At 73.1% G+C, this 17345-nt stretch carries 17 protein-coding genes; 8 read left to right on the forward strand and 9 right to left on the reverse strand.

Features of this window, described 5'->3' with window-relative positions:
• Nucleotides 1–51 precede the first annotated feature (51 nt).
• Together ABZX67_RS31115 and ABZX67_RS31120 are read right to left on the reverse strand one after the other, a co-directional pair.
• Complete coding sequence (locus ABZX67_RS31115) at nt 52–1326, reverse strand: helix-turn-helix transcriptional regulator (RefSeq protein ID WP_355367363.1); 1275 nt, start codon at nt 1324–1326, stop codon at nt 52–54.
• Nucleotides 1327–1515: 189 nt separating this feature from the next.
• Nucleotides 1516–2196 (reverse strand): hypothetical protein, encoded by a 681-nt coding sequence (locus tag ABZX67_RS31120; RefSeq protein ID WP_355367366.1) that lies wholly within the window; start codon nt 2194–2196, stop codon nt 1516–1518.
• A 65-nt stretch (nt 2197–2261) separates the two neighbouring features.
• Between ABZX67_RS31120 and ABZX67_RS31125 the strand changes: the two genes are divergently transcribed.
• Nucleotides 2262–4418 (forward strand): primosomal protein N', encoded by a 2157-nt coding sequence (locus ABZX67_RS31125; protein WP_355367369.1) that lies wholly within the window; start codon nt 2262–2264, stop codon nt 4416–4418.
• A 165-nt stretch (nt 4419–4583) separates the two neighbouring features.
• On the opposite strand, the gene ABZX67_RS31130 is transcribed toward ABZX67_RS31125, so the two are convergent.
• Nucleotides 4584–5108, reverse strand: a complete 525-nt coding sequence (locus ABZX67_RS31130) for a hypothetical protein (protein ID WP_355367372.1) — start codon at nt 5106–5108, stop codon at nt 4584–4586.
• Nucleotides 5109–5341: 233 nt separating this feature from the next.
• Between ABZX67_RS31130 and fmt the strand changes: the two genes are divergently transcribed.
• The 6 genes from fmt to ABZX67_RS31160 all read left to right on the forward strand — a co-directional run bounded on the left by fmt (nt 5342) and on the right by ABZX67_RS31160 (nt 12413).
• Nucleotides 5342–6280: a methionyl-tRNA formyltransferase gene (gene fmt, locus ABZX67_RS31135; protein WP_355367375.1), complete on the forward strand. Its 939-nt coding sequence runs from the start codon at nt 5342–5344 to the stop codon at nt 6278–6280.
• A 140-nt stretch (nt 6281–6420) separates the two neighbouring features.
• Nucleotides 6421–7842, forward strand: coding sequence for a transcription antitermination factor NusB (locus ABZX67_RS31140; RefSeq protein ID WP_355367378.1), 1422 nt, complete (start codon nt 6421–6423; stop codon nt 7840–7842).
• Between the two features lie 96 nt (nt 7843–7938).
• Nucleotides 7939–8622 (forward strand): ribulose-phosphate 3-epimerase, encoded by a 684-nt coding sequence (gene rpe / locus ABZX67_RS31145; RefSeq protein WP_355367381.1) that lies wholly within the window; start codon nt 7939–7941, stop codon nt 8620–8622.
• A gap of 122 nt (nt 8623–8744) precedes the next feature.
• Nucleotides 8745–9758: a sugar-binding domain-containing protein gene (locus ABZX67_RS31150; RefSeq protein ID WP_355367414.1), complete on the forward strand. Its 1014-nt coding sequence runs from the start codon at nt 8745–8747 to the stop codon at nt 9756–9758.
• 156 nt (nt 9759–9914) lie between these two features.
• Nucleotides 9915–11357 (forward strand): GuaB1 family IMP dehydrogenase-related protein, encoded by a 1443-nt coding sequence (locus ABZX67_RS31155; protein WP_355367384.1) that lies wholly within the window; start codon nt 9915–9917, stop codon nt 11355–11357.
• Between the two features lie 207 nt (nt 11358–11564).
• Nucleotides 11565–12413, forward strand: coding sequence for an RNA polymerase sigma factor SigF (locus tag ABZX67_RS31160; RefSeq protein ID WP_355367387.1), 849 nt, complete (start codon nt 11565–11567; stop codon nt 12411–12413).
• 55 nt (nt 12414–12468) lie between these two features.
• Here ABZX67_RS31160 and ABZX67_RS31165 read toward each other — a convergent pair whose 3' ends face one another.
• Genes ABZX67_RS31165 through ABZX67_RS31190 form a run of 6 tightly spaced genes read right to left on the reverse strand, consistent with a single transcriptional unit; the run spans nt 12469 to nt 17114 of the window.
• A complete protein-coding gene (locus tag ABZX67_RS31165) occupies nt 12469–12828 on the reverse strand; it encodes an ATP-binding protein (protein WP_355367390.1) in 360 nt (119 codons plus the stop codon).
• Nucleotides 12829–12876: 48 nt separating this feature from the next.
• On the reverse strand, nt 12877–14205 hold the full coding sequence (locus ABZX67_RS31170) for a PP2C family protein-serine/threonine phosphatase (RefSeq protein WP_355367393.1): 1329 nt from the start codon (nt 14203–14205) through the stop codon (nt 12877–12879).
• Nucleotides 14202–15212 (reverse strand): SpoIIE family protein phosphatase, encoded by a 1011-nt coding sequence (locus ABZX67_RS31175; RefSeq protein ID WP_355367396.1) that lies wholly within the window; start codon nt 15210–15212, stop codon nt 14202–14204. Before ABZX67_RS31175 ends, ABZX67_RS31170 begins: the two co-directional genes overlap by 4 nt.
• A complete protein-coding gene (locus tag ABZX67_RS31180; RefSeq protein WP_355367399.1) occupies nt 15212–15823 on the reverse strand; it encodes an ATP-binding protein in 612 nt (203 codons plus the stop codon). The genes ABZX67_RS31175 and ABZX67_RS31180 overlap by 1 nt, the downstream gene beginning before the upstream one ends.
• The gene (locus ABZX67_RS31185; protein WP_355367402.1) at nt 15820–16224 is read right to left on the reverse strand and encodes an STAS domain-containing protein; all 405 of its coding nucleotides are present in this window, start codon (nt 16222–16224) and stop codon (nt 15820–15822) included. Before ABZX67_RS31185 ends, ABZX67_RS31180 begins: the two co-directional genes overlap by 4 nt.
• Nucleotides 16221–17114 carry an STAS domain-containing protein gene (locus ABZX67_RS31190; RefSeq protein WP_355367405.1) on the reverse strand — a complete coding sequence of 298 codons (894 nt, stop codon included), beginning with the start codon at nt 17112–17114 and terminating at the stop codon, nt 16221–16223. The genes ABZX67_RS31185 and ABZX67_RS31190 overlap by 4 nt, the downstream gene beginning before the upstream one ends.
• Before the next feature lie 41 nt (nt 17115–17155).
• Here ABZX67_RS31190 and ABZX67_RS31195 point away from each other — a divergent pair.
• On the forward strand, nt 17156–17345 hold a 190-nt coding region (locus tag ABZX67_RS31195), incomplete at its 3' end, for a hypothetical protein (RefSeq protein ID WP_355367408.1).

A 17345-nucleotide genomic window follows, 5' to 3' on the forward strand; every position in this document is an offset into this window, starting at 1 on the left:
CGTGAGGGGACAGGAGGTATAGCGGGTGGACGGGCGGCAGGCACAGCCTCGTCAACGCTTATCCGCTCCACGGGCGGTGGCCAGGCAGGTGGCGAGCTGTGGTGCGATCGCCAGATAAGCGGGGTGCCGAGAATGCCGGGACAAGGTGCGGGCCAGGCGCCTTACGTCAGTGGCGATGGTTGCCGAGCCGACCAGCTCGGTCGTCAGGAGGAGCCGGCCGGTCACCTCGCAGGCGACCTCCAGCTCTCCTGACAGCGCATGAGCCAAGGCCTGCCTGATTCCATACCGCGCTTGTGTGCGGAGGGCCTGAGAGGGGATGCGCGCGCACTCACGATCCAGTACCTCTGCGGCCTCTGCCGGACGTCCCAGATCGAGGAGACACCAGCCGATTGTCATATCGGCCGGATTGCGGAGGTTCGTGGTGCCGAGGACCGGCGTCTCCTCCGATCGCGCGGAGGCTTCCAGCAGTTCACGGGCAGTGTCGAGCGCCCGCATACAGGCGTTGTAGTCGCCGGCGATGGCATATCCCTGCGCCTGACGCTGAGCCGCGAGCCCCCGGATGCGGGGAGGCAGAGAACCCGAGCGGGCACCTCCTGCCAGATCGATCGTGGCCGAGGCATCACCGCGGTAGTACGCCACCAGCGCTCGGCGCACCAGGGCGTACGAGGACAGGTGCCGATCTCCCGAGGCCGTGGCGAGCTCGACAGCCTGTTCCGTCCAGCGGAGGGCGTCCCGCTCCGCTCCCGCCTCCTGAGCCATCCAGCCTGCGAACTCTGCGTATCGCGCCGCCAGGGCCACCAGTTCCATGGCAGTGCGGGAACCTGTACGCCCGGCGAGCGAACGCAGCAGCCGGATGTGCCCCTCAAGAGCCGGTAGAAGGGCCTCCGGTGGCGTGGACTGTCCGAGTAGCCGGAATTGATCGAACAGCGTCCGGACGACGTCCAGTAGTGTCTCGCCGCCCGTCTCGGCGATGTCCTGGTCGGGTGGGACGGCGCCCAGACCCAGCACACCCATCGCTCCGGCCGTGATGACCTGGCGTCGGCCCAGTTCCTGTCCAGTGGCGCTTGCGGGCTGTCCTTGCCCCGGGGCCGGGGCCGGGGCCATCGGGCCCGGGCTCCGTAACAGCGCCTCCAGTTCCCCTCCCGTTTCGAGCACGACGTCGCAGAGCCGGGCCAGCTCGGCAGTGGGGCGCTTCTGCCCTGTCTCGACCTTGCTGAGCTGACCCTTGCTGTAGTGGATGCGCGACGCCAGGTCGGTCAGCGTCAGACCGGCGGCAATCCGGAGCCTTCGAAGCACACCACCGAACGTGCGTGGCTGCAGAGTCATCCGTACCCCTCCGGTCTCGCCTTCGTCTTGACGCCGTCACGTCGTTGCTTGCCGCGTGCAAGATTCGATGCAAAGCGATGCCGTGAGCAAGGCACTCGGTGATGTTTCCCGTTTCCTCTTGTAGCGGTTCATCGTGAGCACCCCGGAATCCAGCCATGTTGGCTCCGCCGCTCCCGCTGTGCGGCGTTCTCAGTGGCCGGCGTGCGGATAGCCGATGGTCGCGAGATCGTCGGCCAGGTCGGCGAGGGTGCGGTCCGGGCGCAGGGCGGTGACCACCTCGGCGGTGAGCGGGCGCAGGGCGAGGACGTGGCGTACGGCCGCCAGGTCGACCGGGACCTGGTGTCGCTCCACGGCGAACTTCTGGTACGCCTCGGCGGAGCGGTTCGTCAGGTGCTGGAAGAGGTACGCCGCGCCGTCCGGGTCCTCGCCGTCGTTGTCGTTCTCCGGGAAGTCGATCGTGCCCGTGCGCCAGGTCTCGTCGTCGGCGGTCCGCCACAGGCAGGCGGTCACCACCGGGAACCCGTCGGGGTCCGAGAACGCGGGCTTCTTCACATAGCGCCGGAAGACCTCGGGGACCTCGTCGACGACTCCGGGCCACGGCATGTCGTCGACGTACGGGCTCATCGGGGAGAAGTGGTCGAACCCCCGGATCCAGGCGCCGGCCGGGGAGAAGACGATGGAGAACTCGTCACCCCAGCCCGTGCTCATGGTGGCGAGCTCCTCGGTCGCGGACCAGCGCCCGTCGAAGGCGTACCGGCGGAAGAAGGGATCGTCCGCGCGGATGATCGCCTCCAATGTGGCGAGCGCGCGGCAGTGGTCGCGCAGGACGGATATCGAGGGCAGCAGCTTGGCGGTGTCGTAGACGGTCACGCGGTCATCCAAGCCCATGCCGCCGACAGCGGGCGTTGTCAGTGGGCTCTGGTAGGAATGGGGCTGTGAGCAGCGACAACGGGAAGCCGGAGGGTGGCGGTCGGGAGGCGGCCGAGCCGCCCGAGCAGCTCGCGCTCATACGCGAGACCGTGCGCAGGGCCAAGGTGCCGCGGGCCAAGCCGCGGACCTGGCGGGGGGCCGCGCTGGCCAAGGAGCTGCCGGTCGCGCGGGTCGTGGTCAACAAGGGCGTGCTCCACCTGGACCAGTTCTTCGACTACGCCGTGCCCGAGGAGCTCGACGCCGTCGCGCGGCCGGGCGTGCGGGTGCGGGTGCGGTTCGGGGCCGGGTCCCACCACGTGCGTGACGGGCGGCGCGAGGGCGGGCGGCTCATCGACGGGTTCCTGATCGAGCGGCGCGCCGAGTCCGACTACTCCGGGCCGCTCGCCGCGCTCGCCGACGTCGTGTCGCCCGAGCCCGTGCTCAGCGACGAGCTGCTGCGACTCGCGCGCGCGGTGGCCGACCGGTACGCCGGGAGCCTCGCCGATGTGCTCCAGCTGGCGATCCCGCCGCGCAACGCCCGTGCCGAGGCCCGGCCGTCGCCCGCGCCGCTGCCGCCGCCCGCCGCGCCCGAGCCCGGGACGTGGGAGCGGTACGCGCAGGGGCCGGCCTTCCTGCGGGCGCTCGCCCAGGGGGGCGCGCCCCGGGCGGTGTGGAACGCCCTGCCCGGGCCCCACTGGGCGGAGGAGCTCGCCCGCGCGGTAGCCGCCACGCTCGCCTCCGGGCGCGGCGCGCTCGTCGTCGTGCCCGACGGACGGGCCGCCGCGCGCGTCGACACCGCCCTGACGGGCGTGCTGGGGGAGGGGCGGCACGCCCTGCTCACCGCCGAGGCGGGCCCCGAGAAGCGGTACGCGCAGTGGCTCGCCGTACGGCGCGGGGCCGTGCGCGCGGTCGTCGGGACGCGCGCGGCGATGTTCGCGCCGGTGGCCGACCTCGGTCTCGTCGCCCTGTGGGACGACGGCGACGGAAGCCACAGCGAGCCCCACGCGCCGCTGCCGCACGCCCGCGAGGTGCTGCTGCTGCGCGCCGCCCACGACAAGTGCGGCTTCCTCCTGGGCTCCACCAGCTGCACGGTGGAGGCCGCGCAGCTCGTCGAGACCGGCTGGGCCCGGCCCCTCCTGGCGCCCCGCGAGCAGGTGCGGGCCGCCGCGCCGCTCGTACGGACCGTGGGGGACGGGGAGTTGGCGCGCGACGAGGCCGCCCGTGCCGCCCGGCTGCCGTCACTGGCCTGGCAGGCCGTACGCGAGGGTCTGAAGACCGGGCCGGTGCTCGTGCAGGTGCCGCGCCGGGGCTACGTACCGAGGCTGGCGTGCGAGCGGTGCCGTACGCCCGCGCGCTGTCGGCACTGCGCGGGCCCGCTGGAGGCGCCCGAGCAGCGCGACCTGCGGTGCGGCTGGTGCGGGCGAGGCGCGCCGGACTGGAGTTGCGTGGAGTGCGGTGCCGTGCGGCTGCGGGCGCAGGTGGTGGGCGCACGGCGCACGGCGGAGGAGCTGGGCCGGGCGTTCCCGGCCGTGCCGGTGCGGACGTCGGGGCGCGACCACGTCCTGGACACCGTGCCCGCGCGGCCCGCGCTGGTGGTCAGCACCCCAGGCGCCGAACCGGTCGCCGAAGGCGGCGGCTACGCGGCGGCGCTGCTGCTCGACGGCTGGGCCATGCTCGGCCGGCCCGACCTGCGGGCGGGCGAGGAGGCGCTGCGGCGCTGGATCGACGCCGCTTCGCTGGTGCGCGGGCAGGCCGAGGGCGGCACCGTGGTGGTGGTGGCCGAGCCGACCCTGCGGCCGGTGCAGGCGCTGGTGCGCTGGGACCCGGTGGGCCACGCCCAGCGGGAGCTGGCCGAGCGCGCGGAGCTCGGGTTCCCGCCGGTGTCGCGGATGGCGGCGGTGACGGGGCGCGCGGAGGCGGTGGCGACGTTCCTCGCGGCGGCCGAGCTGCCGCGCGAGACCGAGGTGCTGGGGCCGGTGCCGCTGCCGCCCCCGCCGCCGGGGGCCCCGCGCCGCCCCGGCGACCCCCCGCCCGGCGAGGTGTGGGAGCGGGCGCTGCTCCGCGTGCCGCCGGGCAGGGGGGCGGCGCTGGCCGCCGCGCTGAAGGCGGCGCAGGCGGCCCGGCTGGCACGGGGCGGGGGAGATCTGGTACGGGTCCGGGTGGACCCACCGGACATCGGGTGACGGGCGCGGCCATCGGCTGACGTGCGTCGGCCCCCGCCCCCCGCGAGGCCGGCGGGGGCGGGGGCCGGTGACCCGAGCGGCTCCGTGAGCCGCTGCGTAGGTCGGCCGCTGCGTGGATCAGCCGTTGTACGGGTCAGCCGTCGAGCGGGTCGGCCGTTGCGCGGGTCAGCCGTTGCGCGGGGAGGGGAACGCGCTCGGGCGGGGCTCCTCGCGGAGCGAGCCGGCCGTCGGCTGGGGCGGCATCGAGCGGGCCGCGGGGACCGAAGGGACCGGGGGGACGACCGGCATGGTGCGGGTGGTGCCGGGCTCGGGCGCGCGGTCCTGCTCCGGCGCGGCCGACTGGCGTCCGCGGGAGCCGTACCGCCGGTGGACCGCCTGCTTCGTGACCCCGAGCGCCGAGCCCACCGCGTCCCACGAGAACCCGAGCGAGCGGTCGAAGTCGACCGCCGCGGTCACCAGTGTCTCGACGCTGTCCCGCAGCTCCTGGGCGAGCCTGACGGTCGGGGCCGGGGCCCTGCCGTAGACGACGAAGCCCGTGGACGGGCCGGATCGCCGCGGGCGGTACACATTGCCCAGCTGGGCGGTGAGCGTGCGCAGTGCGTCCACCTGCCGGCGGACCCGCTCGATGTCCCGCACCAACAGGTGCAGGCTTGCCCGGGCTTGGGCGTCGTGGGTTGCGTGGTCGGCCATTTACAAGCCTCTCGAACCGGCGTTGAAAAGGGTCGGGCCGCACCTGGGGCACCGGGGCGGCCCGTTTCGGTCAATCTCTGCTTGACCAACGCTCCACCCGTGGTCGGGGTCACGCTGAAGAGGCGTATCCGCATATGCGCGGGGCGCACATGACTGCGTACGCCCCCCGCGGCCACGACCTAGACTGGTGCGTTGCCCACCACCGCCTCCAACAGACAGGCAGTCAGCCACCGATGAAGCTCGTCTTCGCAGGCACCCCCGAGGTCGCCGTACCCGCCCTGGACGCCCTGATCGCCTCGGACCGGCACGAGGTGGCCGCCGTCGTCACCCGGCCCGACGCGCCCGCCGGGCGGGGACGCCGACTCGTCGCCAGCCCCGTCGCGCAGCGCGCCGAGGAGGAGGGGATCGAGGTCCTCAAGCCGGCCAGGCCCCGCGACGAGGCGTTCCAGGCGCGGTTGCGGGAGATCGCGCCGGACTGCTGCCCGGTCGTCGCCTACGGCGCGCTGCTGCCCAAAGCGGCGCTCGACATTCCCGCACACGGCTGGGTCAACCTCCACTTCTCGCTGCTGCCCGCCTGGCGCGGTGCCGCGCCCGTACAGCACGCGATCATGGCCGGGGACGAGGTGACCGGCGCGTCGACGTTCCGGATCGAGGAGGGCCTGGACTCCGGGCCGGTGTACGGCGTGCTCACCGAGGAGGTGCGGCCCACCGACACCAGCGGCGACCTGCTCACGCGGCTCGCCTTCGCCGGTGCCGGGCTGCTCGTGGCGACCATGGACGGCATCGAGGACGGCACCCTCACGGCGGTGCCGCAGCCGGCCGAAGGCATCACCCTCGCCCCGAAGATCACCGTCGAGGACGCGCGGATCGACTGGAACGCCCCGGCGCTCCGTGTGGACCGCGTCGTACGGGGCTGCACGCCCGCGCCCGGCGCCTGGACCGTCTTCCGCGACGAGCGGCTCAAGGTCGTCCAGGCCGCTCCGGTGCCCGACCGCACCGACCTGGCCCCGGGCGAGCTGGCGGCCGCCAAGAACAACGTCTACGTCGGCACCGGCTCCCACGCCGTCGAGCTGCTCTGGGTGCAGCCGCAGGGCAAGAAGCCGATGCGAGGCGCCGACTGGGCACGGGGGGTGCGGATCGCCCCGGGCGAGAAGGTCGGGGCCGGCGCGTAGCGCCGTCGTGCAAGGGTGGTGGTGGGCGACGGGTGGGCGGGCGGCGGAGCGGCGTAGGCTGAAAGGGGCGAGCCCCAGGATCCGGCCCAAGGATCCAGCCTCACCGAAAAGCCTGAAAAGTCCGAAAAGCGGAGCACCTTTTGAGCGAGCAGTCCCGTCGCCGTCCGTCCAAGCCGTACCGCCGCCCCAAAAAGGATCCGGTGCGCCTGCTGGCCTTCGAGGCGCTGCGCGCGGTCGACGAGCGGGACGCGTACGCCAACCTCGTCCTGCCACCGCTGCTGAAGAGGGCGCGCGAGAAGGAGGGGTTCGACGGGCGCGACGCGGCGCTCGCGACGGAGCTGGTGTACGGGACGCTGCGCCGGCAGGGCACGTACGACGCGATCATCGCGGCCTGCGTGGACCGGCCGCTGCGCGAGGTCGACCCGCCGGTCCTGGACGTGCTCTCGCTCGGCGCGCACCAGCTGCTGGGGACGCGCATCCCCACGCACGCGGCGGTCTCGGCGAGCGTCGAGCTCGCGCGGGTGGTGCTCGGCGATGGGCGCGCCAAGTTCGTCAACGCCGTCCTGCGGAAGATCGCTCAGCACGAGCTCGACGACTGGCTGGAGCGGGTGGCTCCGCCGTACGAGGAGGACGCCGAGGACCACCTGGCGGTCGTGCACTCGCACCCGCGCTGGGTCGTCTCGGCGCTCTGGGACGCGCTGGGCGGCGGCCGCGCCGGGATCGAGGACCTGCTGGAGGCGGACAACGAACGGCCCGAGGTCACGCTGGTGGCCCGCCCGGGCCGCTCCACCGCGGCCGAGCTGCTGGACGTGCTCGGCGAGGAGGCGGGCCTGCCCGGGCGCTGGTCCCCGTACGCCGTGCGGCTCGCCGAGGGCGGCGAGCCCGGTGCGATCGACGCCGTGCGCGAGGGCCGGGCCGGGGTTCAGGACGAGGGCAGTCAGCTCGTGGCGATCGCCCTCGCCAACGCCCCGCTCGACGGCCCCGACGGGCGCTGGCTCGACGGCTGCGCGGGGCCCGGCGGCAAGGCGGCCCTGCTGGGCGCGCTGGCCGCCGAGCGCGGTGCCGCGCTGCTCGCCTCCGAGAAGCAGCCGCACCGCGCGCGCCTGGTGGACCGGGCGCTGACCGGCAACCCCGGCCCGTACCAGGTGATCGCCGCCGACGGCACGCGTCCGCCGTGGCGCCCCGGCTCCTTCGACCGCGTCCTCGTCGACGTGCCGTGCTCGGGCCTGGGCGCGCTGCGCCGCCGGCCCGAGGCCCGCTGGCGCCGTCGCCCGGAGGACCTCGACAGCTTCGCTCCGCTGCAACGCACCCTGCTCGTCGAGGCGTTGCGGGCGGCGCGGGTCGGCGGCGTGGTCGGGTACGCCACCTGCTCGCCGCACCTGGCCGAGACGCGAGTCGTCGTCGACGACGTACTGAAGAAGCACGGCGGCGCGGAGCTCATCGACGCCAGGCCCCTGATGCCGGGCGTCCCCGCGCTCGGCGACGGCCCCGACGTACAGCTGTGGCCGCATCTGCACGGCACGGACGCGATGTACCTGGCGCTGCTGCGGCGCACGGCGTGACGATTGCGCCGGGAATGCGGCTTGTGCGCCCGGTCCGCCGAGCGCCGGACCGGCATCGGGTAAAGGAAACGCCATGAGGCATGGCAGGCTTGGCTCATGGCACAGATCAACCCCAGCATCCTGTCCGCCGACTTCGCCCGTCTCGCCGAGGAGGCGCGGGCCGTGGAAGGCGCCGACTGGCTCCACGTCGACGTCATGGACAACCACTTCGTGCCCAACCTGACCCTGGGCGTGCCGATCGTGGAATCGCTGCGGCGCGCGACGGACATCCCGCTGGACTGCCATCTGATGATCGAGGACCCGGACCGCTGGGCCCCGCAGTACGTGGAGGCGGGCGCCGGGTCGGTCACCTTCCACGCGGAGGCGGCCGCCGCGCCCGTGCGGCTGGCGCGGGAGATCCGCGCCAAGGGAGCGCGGGCGTCGATGGCGCTGAAGCCCGCGACGCCGATCGAGCCGTACGAGGACCTGCTGCCCGAGCTCGACATGCTGCTGATCATGACGGTGGAGCCGGGCTTCGGAGGCCAGGCCTTCCTGGACATCATGCTGCCGAAGATCCGCCGCACCCGGGAGCTGATCTCCAAGCACGGCCTCCAGCTGTGGCTCCAGGTCGACGGCGGTGTCTCGGAGTCGACCATCGAGCGCTGCGCCGAGGCCGGGGCCGACGTCTTCGTCGCCGGTTCCGCGGTGTACGGGGCCGAGGACCCGGCGGCCGCCGTACGGGCGCTGCGCGACAAGGCGGAGCGGACCACCGCGTCCGCCGCCTGGGCCTGCGCCCACTGAGCTCCGGTCCGGCGAGCAACGGCCCGGTGAACGCAAACCAACAGGACTGATCAAGGAACCCCGGATCTGCAAGGATGGCAATCCGGAGTGCGAACAGCAGTGAGGAGATCGCGGTGTCTGCAATGTCGGCGGGACGGCCAGCCCTGCGGATGGGACCCGCGGAGCTGGTGCAGGCGGCGGCCATGGCCCGCCGCTTCTACCTCGAGGGCAAATCCAAGATCCAGATCGCGGAGGAGTTCGGCGTAAGCCGCTTCAAGGTCGCGCGGGTCCTGGAGACCGCCCTGGAACGCGATCTCGTACGGATCGAGATCCGGGTGCCCGCCGAGCTCGACGCGGAGCGCTCCGACGCGCTGCGCGCCCGGTACGGGCTGCGCCACGCGGTCGTCGTGGAGTCGCCGCCCGAGGGCGAGGACGAGTCGCCCGACCCGGAGAACCTCGGCGAGGTCGCCGCCGACCTGCTCGGCGAGCTGGTGAACGAAGGCGACGTCCTGGGCCTGGCCTGGGGCCGCTCCACCATCCACATGGCGGCCGCCCTCGACCGGCTGCCGCCCTGCACGGTCGTCCAGCTCACCGGCGTGTACGACGCCGGCACCGCCGAGCGCGGCTCGGTCGAGGCCGTACGCCGTGCCGCCCAGGTCTCCGGCGGCGAGGCGCACCCGATCTACGCGCCGATGCTGCTGCCCGACCCCGCCACCGCCGCCGCGCTGCGCAGCCAGACCGGCATCGCCCGCGCCTTCGAGTACTTCGACAAGGTGACGGTCGCCGCGGTCTCCATCGGCTCGTGGGAGCCGGGCATCTCCACCGTCCACGACATGCTCAGCGACGAGGAGCGGGCCCACTACGCCTCCCTCGGCGTCGCCGCCGAGATGTCGGCCCACCTCTTCGACACCCACGGCCGGCGCGTCGGCCGCGACCTCGGCGAGCGGTGCATCACCGTCGAGGCCGACCGGCTCCGCCGCATCCCCGAGGTGGTGGCCATCGCGGGCGGGCAGCGCAAGGCCGCGGCGATCGGCGCCGTCCTGCGGTCCGGGCTGGTCACCAGCCTGGTCACGGACACCTCGGCCGCCGACTACCTGCTCACCGAGTTCACCCCGGGCCCCCGTCCGGCCCTGGACCGCGCCGACCCGGACGCATAGCACCACACTTGTAGGAAGCTACCAGGGCGCTTGGCGTGGCCTGGAGCTTTCGCCTGGGGTCGATACCGGCGGCGCCATGGGACAATGAAGTACGTGCGTTTTCCCCCCGGCTGAAATGCCCGGGGGCCAACTCCGAACGACTGGGATGTTCAGCACGTGCGTTTCCTCAATGACCTGAAGCCGCCGTACGACCTGACGTACGACGACGTATTCATGGTGCCTAGCCGCTCGGCCGTGGGCTCCCGCCAGGGTGTCGACCTCTCCTCCCCCGACGGGACCGGGACCACCATCCCGCTGGTCGTCGCCAACATGACCGCGATCGCCGGCCGCCGGATGGCCGAGACCGTCGCCCGCCGCGGTGGTCTCGTCGTCATCCCGCAGGACATCCCGATCGAGGTCGTCACCGACGTCATCTCCTGGGTCAAGAGCCGCCACCACGTGCTCGACACCCCGATCGTCCTCGACCCGCACCAGACCGTCGCCGACGCGCTGTCGCTGCTGCCGAAGCGCGCGCACAACGCCGGTGTGGTCGTCGACGCCGACCAGCGTCCCATCGGTGTCGTCACCGACCAGGACCTGACCGGCGTGGACCGCTTCACGCAGCTCTCCGAGGTCATGTCCAAGGACCTGCTGCTCCTCGACGCGGACATCGACCCCCGCGAGGCGTTCAACACGCTGGACCACCACAACCGCCGCTACGCCCCCGCCGTGGACAAGGACGGCCGCCTCGCCGGCATCCTGACCCGCAAGGGCGCCCTGCGCGCGACCCTCTACAGCCCCGCCGTCGACGCCAACGGCAAGCTGCGCATCGCCGCCGCCGTCGGTATCAACGGCGACGTCGAGGGCAAGGCCAAGCAGCTCCTCGACGCGGGCGTCGACACGCTCGTCGTGGACACCGCGCACGGGCACCAGGAGTCGATGATCGCCGCGGTCAAGGCCGTCCGCGGTCTCGATCCGCAGGTGCCGATCGTCGCGGGCAACATCGTCGCCGCCGAGGGCGTGCGCGACCTGATCGAGGCCGGCGCGGACATCATCAAGGTCGGTGTGGGCCCCGGCGCCATGTGCACCACCCGCATGATGACCGGTGTGGGCCGGCCGCAGTTCTCCGCCGTCCTGGAGTGCGCCGCCGAGGCGAAGAAGTACGGCAAGCACGTGTGGGCCGACGGCGGTGTCCGCCACCCGCGCGACGTCGCCATGGCGCTCGCCGCCGGTGCGTCCAACGTGATGATCGGCTCCTGGTTCGCCGGGACGTACGAGTCCCCGGGCGACCTCCAGCAGGACGCCAACGGGCGCCTGTACAAGGAGTCCTTCGGCATGGCGTCCAAGCGCGCCGTCCGCAACCGCACGAGCGAGGAGTCCGCGTACGACCGGGCCCGCAAGGCGATCTTCGAGGAGGGCATCTCGCACTCGCGAATGTTCCTCGACCCGTCCCGCCCGGGCGTCGAGGACCTGATCGACTCGATCATCGCGGGCGTCCGCTCCTCCTGCACCTACGCCGGTGCCGGCTCGCTGGAGGAGTTCGCCGAGAAGGCGATCGTCGGCATCCAGAGCGCCGCGGGTTACGCCGAGGGCAAGCCGCTGCACTCCAGCTGGAGCTGACGCTCCGTAAGCCGCCCGGTCGTCGGCATGACGGCCGGCGGCCCCCGCGTCCCCACGCGTCAAGAGGACGGGGCCGTTTGCGCCGTTGGCGTAAACGGCCCCGTCGTTTTTTCCCAGGGCTTGACCTGATTCGGATGCGTGCACTCGGGTGAGGCGGGTACCCGCGCCCTGCGACCGTAGGAGAACGATAGGGAGGGTGCAGTGTCCATGGCGACCACGATCTCGACGGGGACCGACGCTCCGACGACCCAGCTGCCGGACGTGCCGAACCCCGGCGAGGTGGCTCCGAGGGACGCGAAGGAACTTTCGAAGCGCTTCTTCGAACGGCTGGCCGTGCTGGAGGAAGGCACGGAGGAGTACCAGTACGTTCGCAACACGCTCATCGAGCTCAACCTGTCCCTGGTCAAGTACGCGGCCACGCGCTTCCGCAGCCGCTCCGACCAGATGGAGGACATCATCCAGGTCGGCACCATCGGTCTGATCAAGGCCATCGACCGCTTCGAGCTGAGCCGTGAGGTCGAGTTCACGACCTTCGCGATGCCGTGCGTGGTCGGTGAGATCAAGCGGTTCTTCCGGGACACCAGCTGGTCCGTGCACGTGCCGCGCCGGCTCCAGGAGCTCCGCATCGACCTGGCCCGCGCCACCGACGTGCTGTTCCAGCAACTGGACCGGTCGCCGACGCCCGCCGAACTCGCCGCCCACCTGGGCATCGAGGAGGACGAGGTCATCGAGGGCCTCGTCGCCGCCAACGGCTACTCGGCCGGCTCCCTCGACCTGCCCCTGGACGACGCGGGGGACGCCGCCGCGTCGGAGACCCTCGGCGACCGGCTGGGCGAACCCGACAAGGAGCTGGAGATCGTCGAGAACGTGCAGGCGCTCAAGCCCCTCATCGAGGAGTTCGACGAGCGCGACCGCCAGATCCTGCGGATGCGGTACGTGGAGGAGATGACGCAGTCCCAGATCGGAGCGGAACTGGGTGTGTCGCAGATGCATGTGTCCCGGCTGCTGGCACGGATCACCGCGCGGCTGCGGGAGGGCCTGCTGGCGGTGGAGTGAGTGGAGTCGCGGGAAGGCCCCGGCTGTGACGGCCCGGGGCCTTCCCGCGTTCCGGTCACGACCGCGCCCACACCGCCCGGACCGTCTTGCCGTACGCGCGGCGCCGGACCTCCACCCGGCCCGCCAGGCTCAGCACCATCGGCCATCCGAAGCCGCCACCGCCGGTGAAGTCCGGCGCGCGCACCTCCGGGGCGCGGGTGCTCCCGTCGTCCAGCTCCACGCACAGCTCGTCGGCCTCGGCGCGCAGGCGCAGTCGCCACCACCCCTGAGTGTGGCGCACGGCGTTCGCCGTGAGCTCCGTCACGACGAGCTGCACGGCGTCCCGGTCGACCCAGGGACAGTGCTCGGCCAGGAAACCGGCGGTCACGGAGCGGACCGAGATGCTGTCGCCGGGCGGCGACTCCATGACATACATGGGCGGCTCCTCCTCGCGTCAGCTATTCGCCTACCCGGCCCCCCGGGGTTAACCACCCTGGTTGGCGTCGGCACGCCGCACGGTGAGGGCCACCGTGTCGTCCGGATGCAGGATGACCGTGTGCATCTCCTCGGCGATGGCGGCCGGAATCTCCTCTATCGGCCGGTGCCGGTGGCGTCGCGCCGCCTTCGCCAGCCGCTTCTCGCCCTCGCGCGGGTCGCGGCGGCTCTCGGTGAGCCCGTCGGTGTAGAGCACCAGCAGGTCGCCGGGGTCCAGCCGGTCCCGCAGCAGCCGCTCGCTGCCCGGCAGCGGGAAGCCGATGCCCCGGCCGCGTACCTCCAGCAGCCGGGTGTCACCGTCGCCCCGGACGAGCAGCGCGGGCGGGTGGCTGCCGTTGGCCAGCACCAGCTCGCCGCTCCGCGGATCGAGCCGGACGAGCTGCACCGTGGCCATCAGCTCGTGGTCGAACGTGGCCAGGACCTCGTCCGTGCGGGCCACGATGGAATCCAGGGGGTGCCCCTCCAGCGCCAGCGTCCGTACCGCGTGCGTGACGTTGAGCGCGCTGCGCGTACTGGTCAGCCCGTGCCCCAGCGCGTCGACCACCGTGATGTGCACCGTGCCGTCCGGCAGGACGAACCAGTCGTACAGGTCGCCGCCCGTCGGGGCGTGCTTCTCCGCCGGTTCGTAGTGGACGGCCAGCTCCAGGCCGGGCACCCGCACCGGCGGCGGGCGCAGCGCGTCCTCCAGCTGGCGTAGTATCCGCCCGTGCGCCTGCCGCAGCTGCTCGTCGCGCTCCTCCAGCTGTACGTAGAGGGCCAGCACGCCGCTGTTCGTCTCGGCCAGCTCGTGCTTGAGCCGCTGGTGGTCCGCGGCCAGCGCGTCCATGCGGTCGACCGCCGCGCTCAGCTCCTCCTCCAGGAGCTCCACGAGCCCCGGCGGACCGTCGCCCGGCTCCGACGCCGAGGAGGTGGAGGAACCGCAGGAGACGGAGGAAGCGGCGGGCACCCGCCACACGACCGCCGGCCCCGGCAGCCGCTCGGCCGGCAGCGGCAGCCCGTCCAGGGCCGGCCGGTGCGGCGCGTACGGCATGTGGAGCCGTACGGTCAGCCGGCCGTCGCGGTCGCCGTCGCCCCGGCCGCCGCCGCCGTCGCCGTTTCCGGCGCCGTCGGTCTCGGCCGGGCCCGGGGGCACCGTCTCCAGGAACACGGGCCGCCCGGCCTGCAGCTCGGGGGCCGCCACCCGGGTCGCCGACAGCGCGAGGCGGTAGCGCGTCTCGACGGACAGACCGGCCCGGTGGGCGAGGCGGCGCAGGGTGGTGCGCAGCCCGGCGAGCGAGTGGTGGGTGGTGGTCTGCGCCTTCACGGGGCTTTCGCTCATGGGTCCCTCCGGACCGGGCCGAGGGTCAGGACGGTCGCGTCGTCGCGGCTGCGCCGGTGTGCGTGGACGAGCGCCGCGGCGAGCAGCGGGGCGGGCAGCGAGGTGAGGAACGGCGAGGGGGAGTCCGCCCAGCGGGCGTCGATGCCGTCGCTGTGCAGCAGCGAGACGGTGCCCGGCTCGGCGGGGATCCGCTGCACCCGGGGCTCCGGCATGTTCCAGCCGACGACGCCCGGCTGGCCGCCGAAGCGCTGCCGTACGCCGCCCGGCGTCAGCAGCAGCCCGCGCACATTCCCCACCGAGGACAGCTCCAGCTCGTCCGCCGTCCGGCGCAGCACGGCCACCGCGGCGCCCCGGCTGTGCCGCAGCGCCCGGTGCATCGCCCTCAGCAGCTGCGGCAGCGGCTGCCCGGGGTCGCGGTGGAAGGTACGCACGGCGAGCTCCGCCGCCTCGGAGGCGGAGGCGCCGTGGCCCAGGCCGTCGACGACCAGGGCCGTCTCGGCGCCGTCGGTCATGGCCACGCCCCAGGAGTCCCCGCAGGCGCTCTCGCCGTCGGCGGGGACGCGTACCGCCCCCACGGCCGGAGTCCCGTCCGCCGGCGAGCCGTCGCCGGCGCCAGGTTCCCCGAGCCGGGCGCACACCAGTGTCCCGGTGCCCTCTTTCGTACGGAGGGTGAACTCGTCGGCGATCCTGCGGACGGCTCCGAGGCCCGAGCCCAGTGAGCCGCCGGTGCTGTAGCCGTCGGTCATGCAGCGTTCGGGGTCGGCCATGCCCGGGCCCCGGTCCACGGCGAGGATCTCCACGCCCCGGCGCAGCGGCAGCGGCTGGAGGTACAGCGACCCCTGCCGGCCGTGCCGGGACACATTGCTGGCGAGCTCGCTCGCCAGGACGGCCGCCCGGTCCGGCAGGGCGCCGGTGAGCCCCTGGTCGAGCGCCGTCCGGCGCGCGGTCGAGGCCGCGAGCTGGACGGCGCTGTAGTGGTCGACCGGGATGTGGGTGGTGACGGACATCAGCGGTCGTTCCAGCGGGTGACGACGACGGTGGTGCCCCGGCCCGGGGCGCTGTCCACCTGGAACTCGTGCATCAGCCGCCGCGCACCGCCCAGGCCGTGACCGAGGCCCGTGCCCGTGGTGAAGCCGTCGGTGAGGGCCTTCTCGACGTCCGGGATGCCCGGGCCCTCGTCGCGGACGGTGAGCCGCAGGCCGCGCCGGCCGGACGTGGAGACCAGCCGGATCTCCAGGGTGCCGCCACCGCCGTGTACGCAGGCGTTGCGGGCGAGTTCGCTGGCGGCCGTGACGATCCTGGTCTGGTCGACGAGCCCGAAGCCGGCCGCGACCGTCGCGGCGCGTACGGCGTGACGGGCGGTCAGGAGGTCCTCCTCCGAGGCGACGGTGTAGCGGGCCGCACCGTCCGGGAGGTCTGGGGCGGCGGCTCCGGGGTAGGCCGCTCCGGGGTCGGCGGGGCCGGCCTCACCGCTGCTCGCGCCACCGCCCCGGGTGTCACCGCCCCGGGGGTCACCGGGACGGGGCGTGGGCCGGCCTCTGCCGGCGGACTCGGTCACCGGGCCCCGCTGGGGTACCAGCTCGACACCCGGCGCCAGCCGTTCACCGTGGAACGTCACTCAGGACCTCCGCCGGGGGATGGGGGATGGGGCATGCGATGCCAGCCGAGGGCCGTGAGGCCCTGCTCCGCGTTGAGCGCGGTCTCGACACCGGTCAGCTGGAGCCCGAGCTCGACCAGGGTGATGGCGACCGCCGGCCGCATCCCCGCGACGATGACCTGTGCTCCCAGCAGACGGGCCATGGTGGCCAGCTCCATCAGCGTGCGTGCCACGAACGAGTCGATGATCTCCAGGCGGGAGATGTCGATCAGCACACCGCGGGCGCCGTCGGCGGCGATCCGCTCGGTGAGCTCGTCGGTGAAGGCCAGCGCCGACTGATCGTCCAGCTCGTTGAGCAGCCCGGTGATCAGCACGTCGCCGAGCCGGAGGATGGGAACGCCCGTGGCGCGGCGCGTGGTCACGCGTTCACCGGCCGGGACGAGGCCGAAGCGGAGTCGACGTCGGGCTGGTCGGTGAGCCGGATGGCCGCCGCCAGCGCGTCCGCCAGGGTCGCCCGCGTCAGGATGGTCGACAGGTCGATCCCCAGCTGTGCGATCGTCTGCGCGATCGGCGGCCGGATCCCGCTGATCACGCAGTCGGCGCCCATCAGCCGTACGGCGTTGACGGTGTGCATCAGGTGCTGGGCGACGGCGGTGTCCACGGCCGGTACGCCGGTGATGTCGATGATGGCGACCTGCGCCTCGTTGTCCTGGATGGCCTGCAGCAGGCTCTCCATCACCACCTGCGTCCGCGCGGTGTCCAGCGTGCCGATCAACGGTACGGCCAGCACGTGCCGCCACAGCCGTACGACGGGCGTCGAGACTTCGAGGAGCTGCCGGCTCTGCCGCTGGATGATCTCCTCGCGCCCCTCCACGTACGTCTCGAAGGAGAGCACACCGGCCGCGTCCAGCAGCCGGTTGATGAGGATCGCGGCGGAGAACAGGTCGGCCGAGTCGCGCGTGGTGTGCTGGACCGCGGAGAGCAGCGCCTCCTTGAGCGACAGCACGGCCAGCGAGGTGGCCGTCGGCGAGACGCCCGCCCGCGCGCGGCGCAGGGACAGCTCTATCACCGTCTGACGCAGCTCGTTGCGCGAGGTGACCAGCCGCTCCACGGGCGTATCGCCCGCCAGGCCGGCGGCCAGGGCGGAGATGAGCAGGTCCGCCTCTTCCCGTACCTCCTGCTCGCTCATGTCGGAGCCGAGCACCGAGGCCTGCTCCAGCTGCAGCCGGACCCACCGGTCCGCGATCTCCTCCTCGCGCTCCCGCAGAGCCTCGCAAAGGCGGTCACGCGCGTTGGATTCGCTGATGTTCACAAGCACCTCTCCCAATCGGAAACGGGCGGACGGGTTTCCGGATGCAGGTGCCGGAAGATCGATGTACGCGGCCCGTTTCTCATGTTCAACGGCCGTTGGATGGTAATGGCGTTCGCGAACCGGAGGAAAACGACCTCGTCGCGCGAGGCGGGAAGGGCGGTGACCGGCGCTCCGGTCTGGAAGGGGTGTTTGGCGCCGAGAACATGGTGCGGCTGACGGAGGACCGGCTGC

The organism is Streptomyces sp. NPDC003036, from assembly GCF_040611175.1.
Classification (GTDB): domain Bacteria; phylum Actinomycetota; class Actinomycetes; order Streptomycetales; family Streptomycetaceae; genus Streptomyces.

What these genes read in the sequence shown, in the direction of transcription:
- ABZX67_RS31115 (WP_355367363.1), bottom strand. Translation starts at nt 1,326, where the DNA reads ATGACTCTGCAGCCACGCACGTTCGGTGGTGTGCTTCGAAGGCTCCGG.
- ABZX67_RS31130 (WP_355367372.1), bottom strand. Translation starts at nt 5,108, where the DNA reads ATGGCCGACCACGCAACCCACGACGCCCAAGCCCGGGCAAGCCTGCAC.
- fmt (WP_355367375.1), top strand. Translation starts at nt 5,342, where the DNA reads ATGAAGCTCGTCTTCGCAGGCACCCCCGAGGTCGCCGTACCCGCCCTG.
- rpe (WP_355367381.1), top strand. Translation starts at nt 7,939, where the DNA reads ATGGCACAGATCAACCCCAGCATCCTGTCCGCCGACTTCGCCCGTCTC.
- ABZX67_RS31150 (WP_355367414.1), top strand. Translation starts at nt 8,745, where the DNA reads ATGTCGGCGGGACGGCCAGCCCTGCGGATGGGACCCGCGGAGCTGGTG.
- ABZX67_RS31160 (WP_355367387.1), top strand. Translation starts at nt 11,565, where the DNA reads ATGGCGACCACGATCTCGACGGGGACCGACGCTCCGACGACCCAGCTG.
- ABZX67_RS31165 (WP_355367390.1), bottom strand. Translation starts at nt 12,828, where the DNA reads ATGTATGTCATGGAGTCGCCGCCCGGCGACAGCATCTCGGTCCGCTCC.
- ABZX67_RS31170 (WP_355367393.1), bottom strand. Translation starts at nt 14,205, where the DNA reads ATGAGCGAAAGCCCCGTGAAGGCGCAGACCACCACCCACCACTCGCTC.
- ABZX67_RS31175 (WP_355367396.1), bottom strand. Translation starts at nt 15,212, where the DNA reads ATGTCCGTCACCACCCACATCCCGGTCGACCACTACAGCGCCGTCCAG.